The organism is Streptomyces sp. NPDC026538 (assembly GCF_055567535.1).
In genome coordinates this window covers 27110-39888 of sequence record NZ_JBVHQG010000009.1, presented here as the reverse complement: position 1 = coordinate 39888, position 12779 = coordinate 27110, and the positions used below count along the sequence as shown (strand labels likewise).

The window sequence follows — 12779 nt, the reverse complement described above, 5'->3', positions numbered from 1 at the left end:
AGATCACCCGTTGTCTTCTTCATGAGCCCGCAACCCCCTGGGGCTCACGGACCGGGATCCGCCCGGGCCTTCACGACCGCATCCCGAGGGAGCCACCGTGCCGCGCATGCTCGACGTCAGCGACGAGGTACGCGCCGAGATCGGCGACGAAGAAGCCGACCGGCTGCTCGCCGGAGACAACGCCCCAGGCAGTTACGACTGCACGTCCTGCCGTACCCCGGGCGACTCCGAACAGGAGCGCACCAGCACCGTCCTGTTCATCGGGGACGAGACCGCCGTCCTCGCCTTCGCCCACGCGGGCTGCCTGCCCTCGCAGGTCGTCCAGGTCACCGAGGAGCAACTGCAGGGCGCGGTCCGCTCCATCAGCGGCGACGGCGCGCCCGGCGGCGGGGCGCAGAAGTCCGTGCCCGAGCAGGCGGTGCTCGGCGTGACCAGCGGACTCGTACTGATCGCCGGGGAACTGCACCCCGCGCTCGTCGTCGAACCGACCTCGCCGATCGTACGGCCGGGCACGGACGGGGTGGGCGACGACTTCCTGCCGCTCCTCATCGAGCAGGGCTTCATGCCGGTGACGGAGCTGGCCGCGGTGCCGCCGGTGCTGCACGGCTGGTCGGTGCTGCTGGCGGTGGGCCAGCTGCACGCCGTGCTCCAGCCGGGGAGCAACGGCGGGCAGCCGGTTGCCTGGTGGCAGGCGCACCAGCCGTTGCAGGTGACCGACGGGTGGCGGGCGGCCGCCAACAAGCACCAGCAGGTGCTGATGTTCGCGGCGCCGGTCGGGTCGATCGGGCGGCAGCCCCGGGAGGACCTGCTGCGCGATGCGCTGGACAAGGCCGCGGCGAACGGGAAGCTGGTGGCGGCGGCGTTGCCCCTCGCGGGGGTCTGAGGGTCGCCCGGAGGGCGGAAGGTGCCCGCCTCGTCGGCGGGCACGGGTGCATCGCGGCTGGTCGCGCCCGCGCGGCGGAGCCGCATGTCTGATGCGGTCCCGCGCCCCAACGGGGCGCCGCATAGCCGCATCTCTTTGGTGACCCGGTCGTTTGGACATACGTGCACGCATACGACTTTCCGCCCCGCCGGCCGTCCTTCTCCACTGTTCCGTCCGCTCGGGCGGGGCAGGAGAGCCTGGCCGCGCTCTCGGCCACGCCGATCTACGACTCGCTCTACGCGGAGTGGGTCAAGGCCTTCCGTACGCTGCCGGGTGACCGCAGCGGTGAGGAGGGGCTGGGGTTCGTCGCCTTCGGCACGACCCCCTTCAGTACCGGCAGCACGCACGGTCTGGGGATGTACGGAGGGAACTCGTACAGCGCGTACAGCGCGGGCGCCTACAGTGCCCGCAACGGCGGTGACCAGCCGCAGCCCCAGCCGCCGCAGTGGCAGCGGATCGGGACGCTCGGGCGCTCCCACGACACCGGGATGCATCCCGTGCCGGCAGCGCTTCCGCCGGGACCGCGCCGGGGTCAGTGACGGACATGCCTGAGGGGCGGCCACCGGTGACGGTGGCCGCCCCTCAGGCGTACGGCTACTTCTTCCTGCCGCGCTTCTCGCGCACCCGGACGGAGATGTGGATCGGGGTGCCCTCGAAGCCGAACTCCTCGCGCAGCCGGCGTTCGATGAAGCGCCGGTAGCCCGCCTCGATGAAGCCGGAGGCGAAGAGGACGAACCGCGGGGGCTTGGTGCCGGCCTGGGTACCGAACAGGATGCGGGGCTGCTTGCCGCCCCGGACCGGGTGCGGGTGGGCCGAGACCAGCTCGCCGAGGAAGGCGTTCAGGCGGCCGGTGGGAACGCGGGTCTCCCAGCCGGCGAGGGCGGTCTCGATGGCGGGGACCAGCTTCTCCATGTGGCGGCCGGTCTGCGCGGAGACATTGACCCGGGGCGCCCAGGCGACCTGGCCGAGCTCGGTCTCGATCTCGCGCTCCAGGTAGTAGCGGCGCTCCTCGTCGAGGGTGTCCCACTTGTTGAAGGCGACGACGATCGCGCGGCCCGCCTCGACGGCCATGGTGACGATCCGCTGGTCCTGGACCGAGATGTTCTCGGAGGCGTCGATCAGGATGACCGCCACCTCGGCCTTCTCGACGGCGGCCGCGGTGCGCAGCGAGGCGTAGTAGTCGGCGCCCTGCTGGAGATGGACCCGCTTGCGGATACCGGCGGTGTCGACGAACTTCCAGGTGATCCCGCCGAGCTCGATCAGCTCGTCGACCGGATCGCGGGTGGTCCCGGCGAGTTCGTTGACGACGACCCGCTCCTCGCCCGCCACCTTGTTGAGGAGGGAGGACTTGCCGACGTTCGGGCGGCCGATGAGCGCGATCCGGCGCGGGCCGCCGACGGCCGTGCCGAAGGTCTGCTCGGGCGCCTCCGGCAGCGCCTCCAGGACGGCGTCGAGCATGTCGCCGGTGCCGCGCCCGTGCAGGGCGGAGACCGGGTGCGGCTCGCCGAGGCCGAGCGACCAGAGGTAGGCCGCGTCGGCCTCGCCGCTGGGTCCGTCGACCTTGTTGGCGGCCAGCACCACGGGCTTGCCGGCCTTGCGCAGCAGTCGTACGACCGCCTCGTCGGTGTCGGTCGCGCCGACCTTGGCGTCCACGACGAAGACGACCGCGTCGGCCGCCTCGATCGCGTACTCGGCCTGGGCGGCCACGGAGGCGTCGATACCGAGGACGTCCTGCTCCCAGCCGCCGGTGTCGACGACCTTGAAGCGGCGGCCGGCCCACTCGGCCTCGTAGGTCACCCGGTCGCGGGTGACGCCGGGCTTGTCCTCGACGACGGCCTCGCGGCGGCCGATGATGCGGTTCACGAGCGTCGACTTGCCGACATTCGGGCGGCCGACGACCGCGAGCACCGGCAACGGGCCGTGGCCCGCCGCCTCGATGGCACCCTCGACATCCTCGATGTCGAAGCCCTCTTCGGCGGCGAGCTCCATGAACTCCGCGTACTCGGCGTCGCCGAGCGCCCCGTGGTCGTACTCGTGCTCAGCCGAGTCGCCGGGCTGGATGTGGTCGTTCATGAAGTCCGTACCTCGTCGTTCATCGTGGTGATCGGTGGATAGGCCCCGTATCGGGCTGATCCACTACTTAGTGTCGCCTAGCGTCCGGTCAGACGCCTGGCGTTTTCCAGGTGACTGGTGAGCTGCTTCTGGATGCGCTCGGTGGCCTGGTCCAGGGCGGTGCGGGTGCGCCGGCCGCTGCCGTCGCCCGCCTCGAAGGGGTCGCCGAAGACGACGTCGACACGGGCGCGCAGCGGGGGCAGCCCCTTCACCAACCGTCCGCGCCGCTCGGAGCTTCCCAGCACGGCCACGGGCACGATCGGCGCCCCGGAGCGGACCGCGAAGTAGGCGAGGCCCGCGCGCAGCGAGGCGAAGTCGCCCTCACCCCGGCTGCCCTCGGGGAATATGCCGAGCACTCCCCCGGCCGCCAGCACGCCGAGCGCGCGGGTGACCGCCGTGCGGTCGGTGGACTGGCGGTCCACCTTCAGCTGGCCGATCCGGTTCAGGAACGGGTCCAGCGGCCCGATGAACGCCTCCTTTTTGATGAGGAAGTGCGTCGGGCGGGGCGACACGCCCATGACCATCGGGCCGTCGATGTTGTGGGAGTGGTTCACGGCGAGGATCGCCGGGCCGTGCGCCGGCATCCGCCAGGCACCGAGTACGCGCGGCTTCCACAGCCCGTACATGAGGCCGACACCGATGCGCCGCCCCACCTCGGCGCCCCGCTGCGACGGAATCGACGGGTCCGACGGTGTCGACGGGTCCGACGGGTTCGACGGAAGGCTCACTTCCCTGCCCGCTTCTCCTCGACGAGGGTGACGACGCACTCGATGACCTGGGCCAGCGTCAGCTCGGTGGTGTCCACCTCGACCGCGTCGTCCGCCTTGGCGAGCGGCGAGGTCTTGCGGGTGGAGTCGGCCGCGTCCCGCTTGACCAGGGCCTCGCGGGTGGCGTTGACGTCGGCGCCCTTGAGTTCGCCGCTGCGCCGGAGCGCGCGGGCCTCGGCGGAGGCGGTGAGGAAGACCTTCAGGTCGGCGTCGGGCAGCACGGTCGTACCGATGTCCCGGCCCTCGACGACGATCCCGGTCTCGGTGTTGCGGGCCAGCGACCGCTGCAGCTCGCTGATCCGCGTGCGCACCTCCGGGACCGCGCTGACCGCGCTGGTCTTGGAGGTGACCTCCTCGGTGCGGATCGGGCCGGCGACGTCCACGCCGTCGACGGTGATCGTCGGGTGGGCCGGGTCGGTCCCGGAGACGATCTCCGGCTTGCCGGCGACCGCCGCGATGGCGGTCGGGTCGGTGAGGTCGATGCCGTTGTTCACCATCCACCAGGTGATCGCCCGGTACTGGGCGCCGGTGTCCAGGTAGCTCAGGCCGAGCTGGGCGGCCACGGCCTTGGACGTGCTCGACTTGCCGGTGCCCGAGGGGCCGTCGATCGCGACAATCACGGGCTTTACGGCGCCGTTTTCCACGGGGGGAAACCTTCCGGGTGCAGGGTGGTGGGTGGTGTGCGGGGCGCCGTCGCGCCCCGCACAAGGTTACCGGCCCCCGCGACCGCCTGATTCAGCCTATTGCCGCAGCGCCCAGCCGCGGTCCCGCAGCGCCGCGGTGAGCACCGGCACCGCCTTCGGCTCCACCCAGATCTGGACGTGACCGGCCTGCTGTCCGGTCGCGTGCTCGATCCGCACGTCCTCGATGTTGACCCCGGCCGCGCCGGCGTCCGCGAAGATCCGGGCCAGCTGACCGGGCTGGTCGTCGATGAGCACCGCCACGACCTCGTAGGCGCGGGGCGCGGACCCGTGCTTGCCGGGCACCCGGACCTGGCCCGCGTTGCCGCGCCGCAGCAGGTCCTCGATGCCGGCCCCGCCCTCGTGCCGCTTGGCGTCGTCCGAGGACTGCAGGGCCCGCAGCGCGCGCACGGTCTCGTCGAGGTCGGCGGAGACGTCGGCGAGCAGGTCGGCGACCGGGCCGGGGTTCGCGGAGAGGATGTCGATCCACATCCCGGGGTCGGAGGCGGCGATCCGGGTCACGTCCCGGATGCCCTGCCCGCACAGTCGTACGGCCGCCTCCTCGGCGTGCTCCAGACGGGCCGCGACCATGCTGGAGACCAGGTGGGGCATGTGGGAGACCAGGGCGACCGCGCGGTCGTGGGCGTCGGCGTCCATGACGACCGGCACGGCACGGCAGTGCGAGACCAGTTCCAGGGCGAGGTTCAGCACCTCGGTGTCGGTGTCCCGGGTGGGGGTGAGCACCCAGGGGCGGCCCTCGAAGAGGTCCGCGGTGGCCGCCAGCGGCCCGGACTTCTCCCGGCCGGACATGGGGTGGGTCCCGATGTACGACGACAGGTCCAGGCCCCGCGCCTCCAGCTCGCGGCGCGGGCCGCCCTTGACGCTGGCCACGTCGATGTAGCCGCGGGCCAGGCCCCTGCTCATCGCGTCGGCGAGGACGGCGGCCACATGGGCGGGCGGGGCGGCGACGATCGCCAGGTCGACGGGGCCGTGCGGGGTCTCGTCGGTGCCGGCGCCGAGCGCGGCCGCCGTGCGGGCCTGCTCGGGGTCGTGGTCGGCGAGGTGGACGACGACGCCCCGCTGGGAGAGGGCGAGTGCGGCGGACGTACCGATGAGACCGGTACCGATGACGAGCGCGGTTCTCACTGGGCGATGTCCTTGCGCAGGGTGGCCGCGGCGCCGAGGTAGACATGGTTGATCTCGGTGCGGGGCCGGTCGGACTCGATGTGCGCGAGGATCCGGACGACCCGGGGCATGGCACCCTCGATGTCCAGCTCCTGGGCGCAGATCAGGGGCACGTCGACGATGCCGAGCTTGCGCGCGGCGGCCGCCGGGAAGTCGCTGTGCAGGTCGGGCGTGGCCGTGAACCAGATGCTGATCAGGTCGTCGGCGGTCAGCCCGTTCCGCTCCAGGACGGCGGTGAGCAGCGCTCCGACCTGCTCGTCCATGTGACCGGCCTCGTCCCGCTCCAGCTGGACGGCCCCCCGGACCGCTCGTACCGCCACGGCGCTGCTCCTGTTCTGACGTGGGCGCTTGGTCCGTCCAGCCTAGTCAGACCGTCGGCGGGCCGGTGCGCGGTGCCCGCCCGCTGAGACGACGGCTCACCGGGACTGCTGCCCGACGAGGTCCTCGACCGAGTCCTGCGGCACCTCGCCGGCGGGCGTCGGCCTGTCGACTGCCTGGGGCAGCTCCCGGGCGATCAGGTCCGCGGCCTGCCCTGGACTGACGCCGGCCCGCTCGGCGCCCTGCCGGAGGGTGTCGTCGGGCAGGGCCCGCTGGGCCTGGTCGCCGGTGACGGGCCGGTCGGTGCCGGTGCCGCCCCAGGAGTCCTTCTGCGTGCGACCGGACCTGGCCAGGCTGTCGAGGAGGCCGTCCAGCGAACCGCCGCCCTGGCCCTGGCTGAGGGCGCCGATCAGCGTGGACAGCGGTCCGGCGCCGTTCCCGGCGCCGTTCCCGTCGCCGCCCAGCAGGCGGCCGAGTATGCGGTCGAGATCGTTGCCCGCCATGGCCGCGCCTTTCGGGAGTCTTCTCGGTACCGGTTGTGTCCCGTCGCCAATCTGACCCGAATCGCCCCGTCCCGCTACTTGGGGTGAAACGCCCCGTGGCGGTGCGCGGCCGCCCCGCGTTGAGCTATCAGACGTACGAATCGCACGTTTTATGGCACTCCATCCCCACTTGCTTCTCCTTGGGTGCTTTCAGTGCCAAGATGCTGCTGCTCCGCTCGGAGCACTCCCTGGCGTCCGCCTTCTGGTTCTTTCGCACGTTCGGAGTGACGACATGCCCGACGGATCCACCCGCCGCACAATGCTCACGACGGGCGCGTCGGCGCTCGCCGCGTGCTGCGTGGGATGCAGCAACAGCAACAACAGTTCCTCCAGCTCCTCCGCATCGGCCTCCGCCTCCGAGTCGGCATCGGCCTCCGCATCAGCCTCCGCCGAGGCGTCCTCCTCCGGGTCGGCGAGCGCGGCCGCCGGCAAGGCGCTGGCGCAGACCAGTCAGATCCCGGAGGGCGGCGGCATGATCTTCAAGGAGCAGAAGATCGTGGTGACACAGCCTAAGAAGGGCGAGTACAAGGCCTTCTCGGCGATCTGCACCCACGAGGGCTGCACGGTTTCGCAGGTGGCGGACGGCACCATCGACTGCCCCTGCCACGGCAGCAAGTACCACATCGCCGACGGCTCGGTCGCGCACGGCCCGGCTACGAGGCCGCTGCCCACCAAGTCCATCACGGTGAGCGGAAATTCGATCACCCTGACGTGACCGGCCGCGTACGCTCCCGGCCATGCAGCCCGAGGACCTGGTACGCGACCACACGATCTACGCCTGTGTCATGGGGTCACGGGCCTTCGGGCTGGCCACGGAGGACAGCGACACCGACCACCGGGGCGTGTTCCTCGCACCCACTCCCCTGTTCTGGCGCTTCGAGAAGCCGCCGACGCATGTGGAGGGCCCGGGCGAGGAGCGGTTCTCCTGGGAGCTGGAGCGGTTCTGCGAGCTGGCACTGCGGGCCAACCCCAACATCCTGGAGTGCCTGCACTCGCCCCTGGTCGAGCACATCGACGACACCGGCCGCGAACTGCGCGGCCTGCGCGGCGCCTTCCTCTCCCGGCAGGCGTACGACACCTTCACCGGCTACGCCCTGGGCCAGCGCCGCAAGCTCGACGCCGACATCCGGGTCCACGGCGCCCCGCGCTGGAAGCACGCGATGCATCTCCTGCGGCTCCTGACGAGCGCCCGCGATCTGCTGCGCAGGGGCGAGCTGACGATCGACGTCGGCGACGCGCGCGAGTCACTCCTGGCGGTGAAGCGCGGCGAGGTCCCCTGGCCGGAGATCGAGACCCGGATGACCCGGCTCGCCGAGGAGACCGAGCGGGCCCTGCACGGCAGCCCGCTGCCGGCGGAGCCGGACCACGCGCGCGTGGCGGACTTCCTGCTCCGGGCCCGCCGCGCCTCGGCGCTCTGCGCCTAGGCGTCCCAGAGCGCACCCAGGGCCTGCAGGTCGCCTCGGTACTCGATGCGGTCGGCCCACTCCGTCGGCCAGGCCTCGACGCCCAGCCAGGCGCCCGCGAAGGCGCCGGTCAGACAGGCGATGGAGTCCGAGTCGCCGGAGGAGCAGGCGGCCCGGCGCAGGGCCGTCACCGGCTCTTCGGGGAAGAGCAGGAAACACAGCAGCCCGGTGGCCAGGGCCTCCTCGGCGATCCAGCCGGCGCCGGTGGCCAGGCACGGGTCGGCCTCCGGGGAGGCGGTCCGCACGGCCTCCTGGAGGCGGTCGAGCATCGCCAGGCACTCGTCCCAGCCGCGCGCGATGAACGCCTCAGAGGTCGGGTCCTGGCTCCGGGTCCACAGGTCGCCGAGCCAGGTGTGGCGGTAGTGGGTGCGGTTGTCGACGGCGTACGACCGCAACCGCCCCACCAGGGCGGACGGTTCGGTCCCCGTTGCCAGCAGCCGCACGGCCCGCGCGGTGAGGTCCGAGGCGGCCAGGGCGGTGGGATGGCCATGGGTGAGGGCGGACTGCAACTGGGCGGCGCCGGCCCGCTGTTCGTCGCTCAGCCCGGGCGCGAGCCCGACCGGCGCGACCCGCATGTTGGCCCCGCACCCCTTGGAGCCGATCTGGCTGGCGTCCTGCCAGAGCCGCCCCTCCTCCTTCAGCAGATTGCAGGCCACCAGACAGGTCCGTCCGGGCGCCCGGTTGTTCTCGGGCGACTGGTACCAGTTGACGAACTCCTCGCGCAGCGGCCGCTCCAGCCGCTTGGGCGCGAGCACCCCCCGGTCCATGGCGGTGCGCAGCCCGTGCCCGACCGCGAGCGTCATCTGCGTGTCGTCGGAGACGTGGGCCCGCGCGGGCAGCTCCATCTCCCGCCACGGCCCGCACTTGGCGAGGATCGAGGGCACGTCGTTGAACTCGGTCGGGAAGCCGAGCGCGTCCCCGAGGGCGAGACCGATCAGGGAGCCGCTGGCGGCACGCTTGTACGCGAGGTTCGAGGTCATGCGGGGCGTCCTTCCCGGGACGGGCGGAGCAGGGGCGGATGGAGCGTGGCGGCGGTGCCCGCGCGGTAGAGCGCGGCGGGCTTGCCGCGGCCGCCGGTCAACCGGGCGGCACCCGGCACCGGTTCGACGAACCCGGGTGTGGCGAGCACCTTGCGGCGGAAGTTGGGGCGGTCCAGTTGGACGCCCCACACGGTCTCGTAGACGTTCTGCAGCTCGCCGAGCGTGAACTCGGGCGGGCAGAAGGCGGTGGCCAGGCTGCTGTACTCCAGCTTCGCGCCGACCCGGTCATGGCCGTCGGCCAGGATCCGCTCGTGGTCGAAGGCGAGCGGCCGCGCCGCGTCGTAGGGCAGCCAGCGCGCCTGGGCCGCGTCGCCGCCGCCGTGCGGTTCGGGCGCGTCGGGCAGCAGCGCGGTGAAGGCGACGGAGACGACCCGCATCCTCGGGTCGCGGTCCGGCTCGCTGTAGGTGCGCAGCTGCTCCAGGTGCAGCCCCGACACGTCCGACAGTCCGGTCTCCTCGGCGAGTTCCCGCCGAGCCGCCGTCTCGGCCGACTCCCGGGGCAGCACGAAGCCGCCCGGCAGCGCCCACCGTCCGGCGTACGGCTCCTGCCCGCGCTCGACGAGCAGCACGTGCAGGGCACCCGCGCGGAGAGTAAGGACGGCGAGGTCGACGGTGACGGCGAAGGGTTCGTAGGCGTACTTGTCGTAGCCCCGCATGCGCCCGTCCACCCCCTCGATCTTGTTGCTCGGTACTTGTCGCCCGGTACTTGTTGCCCGAACCGACTAATAGTCGCTACGACTATAAAGTCGTCGCAGGTCACCGTGCAAGCCCTCAGCGGCCGCTGGAGCCCTGTTCCCGGACATGACGACGGCCGGTTCCGGGGTGCCCGGAACCGGCCGTCAGAAAGCCGCGCAAGCCCCTTCACGGGGTCGCGGGCCTTGTACGGGGTCTTAGAGGTCGACTTCCTTCATGAGCATCCCGACCTCGGTGTTGGACAGGCGGCGCAGCCAGCCCGACTTCTGGTCGCCGAGGGTGATCGGCCCGAAGGAGACCCGCACCAGCTTGTCGACCGGGAAGCCGGCCTCGGCCAGCATGCGCCGCACGATGTGCTTGCGGCCCTCGTGCAGGGTGACCTCGACGAGGTAGTTCTTGCCGGTCTGCTCGACGACCCGGAAGTGGTCCGCGCGCGCGTACCCGTCCTCCAGCTGGATGCCGTCCTTGAGCTTCTTGCCGAGGTCGCGCGGGATCGGGCCCACGATGTGCGCGAGGTAGGTCTTCTTCACGCCGTACTTGGGGTGGGTCAGCCGGTGCGCCAGCTCGCCGTGGTTGGTGAGCAGGATGACGCCCTCGGTCTCGGTGTCCAGGCGCCCCACGTGGAAGAGCCGGGTCTCCCGGTTGGTGACGTAGTCACCGAGGCACTGCCGCCCGTCCGGGTCCTCCATGGTGGACACCACGCCGGCCGGCTTGTTCAGCGAGAAGAACTGGTACGACTGCGTGGCGACGGTCAGCCCGTCGACCCTGACCTCGTCCTTCTCGGGGTCGACCCGCTTGCCCTGCTCGACGACGATCTCGCCGTTGACCTCGACCCGGGACTGCTCGATCAGCTCCTCACAGGCGCGCCGTGAGCCGTAGCCCGCGCGGGCGAGGACCTTCTGCAGCCGCTCGCCCTCCTGCTCGGCGCCCGGGAAGGTCTTGGGGAGCTTCACGTCCGGCTTGCCGGCGTACCGCTCCCGGTTGCGCTCCTCGGCCCGGGCGTCGTACTCGCGGGAGCTCGCCGGAGCGGTACGGCCGCGCCCGGTGCCCTGGCCCTGCCTGGGACCGCCCTTGGCGCCGCCGCGCGCCGAGGCGCCGCGGCCCGACTTCGGGCCGTCCTGGGTGGCGCCGGGGCCCACGTCGTAGCGCCGCTCCTCCGGGCGCGGCTTCTTCGGCCGGCCCCCCTGCTTGTCGTCGCGGGCGTTACCGGCGCCACGGTAGTTACCGCGGCCACCGCTGCTCCCGCCGCGGCCGCCGCTGTTGCCACCACGGCTCCCGCCGTTGTTTCCGCTGCTGTTCCTGCCGCTGCTGCTTCGCATCAAATTTCCGTCTAGTCGTCTGCGTCGTCTGTACCCGGCGCATCGGGTGCGTCCGGGTCGAACGACGGTACGCCCTCCTGGGTCTCGGCCTCGATCGCCTCCGCCTCCGGGAGGAAGGGCGCGAGTTCCGGAAGTTCGTCCAGGCCGCGCAGGCCCATCCGCTCCAGGAAGTAGTTCGTCGTCCTGTACAGGATCGCACCTGTTTCGGGTTCCGCGCCCGCCTCCTCGACCAGACCGCGCTGCAGCAGGGTGCGCATCACACCGTCGCAGTTGACTCCGCGTACGGCCGAGACGCGGCTGCGGCTCACCGGCTGGCGGTACGCGACGACCGCCAGGGTCTCCAGCGCGGCCTGGGTGAGGCGGGCTGTCTGGCCCTCCAGGACCAGCCGCTCGACGGCGGGCGCGTACTCGCCCCGCGTGTAGAAGCGCCAGCCGCCCGCGACGAAGCGCAGCTCGAAGCCGCGGCCCTGGGCGGTGTACTCCTCGGCCAGCGCCCGCAGCGCCTTCGTGATCGTCTGCCTCGGCCGCTCCAGGATCTTGGCCAGGTGCTCGGCGGTGGCGGGCTCGTCCACGACCATGAGGACGGCCTCCAGGGCCGGCTTGAGGTCGAGTTCGGCGACCGGGCGCAGCCCGGCCGGCAGCTGGGTGGTGTCCTCGCTCACGCCTTGTCCTCCTTGGGCGGCTCGGGCGGCCGGTCGAACTCGTCGGTCACCACCGGCTCGGTGGCGCCGTCCCCGCCGGTCCACCGCACGATCAGATCGCCGAGCGCGGTCTCCTGGTCCAGCGCGACGGCCTTCTCGCGGTACAGCTCGAGGAGGGCCAGGAAGCGGGCGACGACGGTGAGGGTGTCGTCGGTGTCCTCGATGAGCGACTGGAAGCTGGCCTCGCCCAGCTCCCGCAGGCGCGCCACCACGATCCCGGCCTGCTCCTGCACGCTGACCAGCGGGGCGTGGATGTGGTCGATGTACACCTGCGGCTTGGGTTTGGGCTGCATCGCCTTGACCGCGAGCTTGGCGAAGCCTTCGGGGCCGATGCTGATGACGACCTCGGGCAGCAGCTCGGCCAGGTGCGGCTCCAGGCCGACGGTACGGGGCCAGCGGCGGGCCTCTTCGTCCAGGCGCCGGTTGAAGATGTCGGCGATCTGCTTGTACGCGCGGTACTGCAGCAGCCGCGCGAAGAGCAGGTCGCGGGCTTCGAGGAGGGCCAGGTCGGCCTCGTCCTCGACCTCGGCGGCGGGCAGCAGCCGGGCGGCCTTGAGATCGAGCAGGGTGGCGGCGACGACGAGGAACTCGGTCGTCTGGTCCAGGTCCCAGTCCGGCCCCATGGCCCGGATGTGCGCCATGAACTCGTCGGTGACCTTGGAGAGCGCGACCTCGGTGACGTCCAGCTTGTGCTTGGAGATCAGCTGGAGGAGGAGGTCGAAGGGACCCTCGAAGTTGGCGAGCCGGACCTTGAAGACCCCGTCGGGTACGGGTTCCGGTTCACTGGTCGCGGCGGGAGCCTCGCCGACCTCCTCGGCAGGAGGAGCCTCCGGCTCGGGTCCGGGCTCCGCTACGACGGGCTCCGCTACGGCAGGTACGACGGGCTCCGCTACGGCAGGCTCCGGCTCCGCCACGACGGCCTCGGGCGCCGCCTCCGCCTCCGCGGAAACGGTCGGAGCCGCCGTGCCCGGACCCTGTCCCAGCACACGCCGACGGCCGCCCGAGGGGCCGGGAACGGGAGCGTCGGTCGAGGTCAT

At 72.0% G+C, this 12779-nt stretch carries 15 protein-coding genes and 1 pseudogene; 5 read left to right on the top strand and 11 right to left on the bottom strand.

The window, feature by feature from the left end:
- The first annotated feature begins 97 nt into the window (after positions 1 to 97).
- Positions 98 to 883: a hypothetical protein gene (locus ACZ4N4_RS31665; RefSeq protein WP_467595215.1), complete on the top strand. Its 786-nt coding sequence runs from the start codon at positions 98 to 100 to the stop codon at positions 881 to 883.
- A gap of 161 nt (positions 884 to 1044) precedes the next feature.
- Positions 1045 to 1461, top strand: a complete 417-nt coding sequence (locus tag ACZ4N4_RS31660; protein ID WP_453574803.1) for a hypothetical protein — start codon at positions 1045 to 1047, stop codon at positions 1459 to 1461.
- A 55-nt stretch (positions 1462 to 1516) separates the two neighbouring features.
- Here the strand turns inward: ACZ4N4_RS31660 and der are convergent, their stop codons facing one another.
- The 6 genes from der to ACZ4N4_RS31630 all read right to left on the bottom strand — a co-directional run bounded on the left by der (position 1517) and on the right by ACZ4N4_RS31630 (position 6538).
- Positions 1517 to 2995 (bottom strand): ribosome biogenesis GTPase Der, encoded by a 1479-nt coding sequence (gene der / locus ACZ4N4_RS31655; protein ID WP_450758566.1) that lies wholly within the window; start codon positions 2993 to 2995, stop codon positions 1517 to 1519.
- 77 nt (positions 2996 to 3072) lie between these two features.
- A complete protein-coding gene (locus ACZ4N4_RS31650; RefSeq protein WP_467595212.1) occupies positions 3073 to 3801 on the bottom strand; it encodes a lysophospholipid acyltransferase family protein in 729 nt (242 codons plus the stop codon).
- The gene (cmk, locus tag ACZ4N4_RS31645; protein WP_467595209.1) at positions 3759 to 4445 is read right to left on the bottom strand and encodes a (d)CMP kinase; all 687 of its coding nucleotides are present in this window, start codon (positions 4443 to 4445) and stop codon (positions 3759 to 3761) included. Before cmk ends, ACZ4N4_RS31650 begins: the two co-directional genes overlap by 43 nt.
- 96 nt (positions 4446 to 4541) lie before the next feature.
- Complete coding sequence (locus tag ACZ4N4_RS31640; RefSeq protein ID WP_453574797.1) at positions 4542 to 5627, bottom strand: prephenate dehydrogenase; 1086 nt, start codon at positions 5625 to 5627, stop codon at positions 4542 to 4544.
- Positions 5624 to 5986 (bottom strand): chorismate mutase, encoded by a 363-nt coding sequence (aroH, locus tag ACZ4N4_RS31635; RefSeq protein ID WP_453378616.1) that lies wholly within the window; start codon positions 5984 to 5986, stop codon positions 5624 to 5626. Before aroH ends, ACZ4N4_RS31640 begins: the two co-directional genes overlap by 4 nt.
- Before the next feature lie 96 nt (positions 5987 to 6082).
- Positions 6083 to 6538 carry a YidB family protein gene (locus ACZ4N4_RS31630; protein ID WP_467595810.1) on the bottom strand — a complete coding sequence of 152 codons (456 nt, stop codon included), beginning with the start codon at positions 6536 to 6538 and terminating at the stop codon, positions 6083 to 6085.
- Positions 6539 to 6579: 41 nt separating this feature from the next.
- On the opposite strand from ACZ4N4_RS31630, the pseudogene ACZ4N4_RS31625 reads away from it, so the two are divergent.
- From ACZ4N4_RS31625 to ACZ4N4_RS31615, 3 genes and pseudogenes are all read left to right on the top strand, one after another.
- A pseudogene (locus ACZ4N4_RS31625) lies at positions 6580 to 6759 on the top strand (DUF6529 family protein); the annotation flags it as partial.
- Positions 6759 to 7241, top strand: a complete 483-nt coding sequence (locus tag ACZ4N4_RS31620; protein WP_467595206.1) for a Rieske (2Fe-2S) protein — start codon at positions 6759 to 6761, stop codon at positions 7239 to 7241. The pseudogene ACZ4N4_RS31625 and the gene ACZ4N4_RS31620, both read left to right, overlap by 1 nt.
- Before the next feature lie 22 nt (positions 7242 to 7263).
- Positions 7264 to 7950 carry a nucleotidyltransferase domain-containing protein gene (locus ACZ4N4_RS31615; protein ID WP_467595204.1) on the top strand — a complete coding sequence of 229 codons (687 nt, stop codon included), beginning with the start codon at positions 7264 to 7266 and terminating at the stop codon, positions 7948 to 7950.
- On the opposite strand, the gene ACZ4N4_RS31610 is transcribed toward ACZ4N4_RS31615, so the two are convergent.
- The 5 genes from ACZ4N4_RS31610 to ACZ4N4_RS31590 all read right to left on the bottom strand — a co-directional run bounded on the left by ACZ4N4_RS31610 (position 7947) and on the right by ACZ4N4_RS31590 (position 12779).
- Positions 7947 to 8969, bottom strand: coding sequence for an ADP-ribosylglycohydrolase family protein (locus ACZ4N4_RS31610; protein WP_467595201.1), 1023 nt, complete (start codon positions 8967 to 8969; stop codon positions 7947 to 7949). The genes ACZ4N4_RS31615 and ACZ4N4_RS31610 overlap by 4 nt on opposite strands.
- Positions 8966 to 9685 carry an NUDIX hydrolase gene (locus tag ACZ4N4_RS31605; protein ID WP_467595807.1) on the bottom strand — a complete coding sequence of 240 codons (720 nt, stop codon included), beginning with the start codon at positions 9683 to 9685 and terminating at the stop codon, positions 8966 to 8968. Before ACZ4N4_RS31605 ends, ACZ4N4_RS31610 begins: the two co-directional genes overlap by 4 nt.
- A 234-nt stretch (positions 9686 to 9919) precedes the next feature.
- Positions 9920 to 11041: a pseudouridine synthase gene (locus tag ACZ4N4_RS31600; RefSeq protein ID WP_453574789.1), complete on the bottom strand. Its 1122-nt coding sequence runs from the start codon at positions 11039 to 11041 to the stop codon at positions 9920 to 9922.
- 11 nt (positions 11042 to 11052) lie between these two features.
- Positions 11053 to 11703: an SMC-Scp complex subunit ScpB gene (gene scpB / locus ACZ4N4_RS31595; RefSeq protein WP_453574787.1), complete on the bottom strand. Its 651-nt coding sequence runs from the start codon at positions 11701 to 11703 to the stop codon at positions 11053 to 11055.
- Positions 11700 to 12779 (bottom strand): segregation and condensation protein A, encoded by a 1080-nt coding sequence (locus ACZ4N4_RS31590; RefSeq protein ID WP_467595198.1) that lies wholly within the window; start codon positions 12777 to 12779, stop codon positions 11700 to 11702. The genes scpB and ACZ4N4_RS31590 overlap by 4 nt, the downstream gene beginning before the upstream one ends.

Excerpts from the sequence above, each read along its gene's own strand:
- ACZ4N4_RS31615 (WP_467595204.1), top strand. The coding sequence starts at position 7,264 with ATGCAGCCCGAGGACCTGGTACGCGACCACACGATCTACGCCTGTGTC.
- ACZ4N4_RS31610 (WP_467595201.1), bottom strand. The coding sequence starts at position 8,969 with ATGACCTCGAACCTCGCGTACAAGCGTGCCGCCAGCGGCTCCCTGATC.
- ACZ4N4_RS31590 (WP_467595198.1), bottom strand. The coding sequence starts at position 12,779 with ATGACCTCGACCGACGCTCCCGTTCCCGGCCCCTCGGGCGGCCGTCGG.
- ACZ4N4_RS31620 (WP_467595206.1), top strand. The coding sequence starts at position 6,759 with ATGCCCGACGGATCCACCCGCCGCACAATGCTCACGACGGGCGCGTCG.
- ACZ4N4_RS31605 (WP_467595807.1), bottom strand. The coding sequence starts at position 9,685 with ATGCGGGGCTACGACAAGTACGCCTACGAACCCTTCGCCGTCACCGTC.
- ACZ4N4_RS31600 (WP_453574789.1), bottom strand. The coding sequence starts at position 11,041 with ATGCGAAGCAGCAGCGGCAGGAACAGCAGCGGAAACAACGGCGGGAGC.
- der (WP_450758566.1), bottom strand. The coding sequence starts at position 2,995 with ATGAACGACCACATCCAGCCCGGCGACTCGGCTGAGCACGAGTACGAC.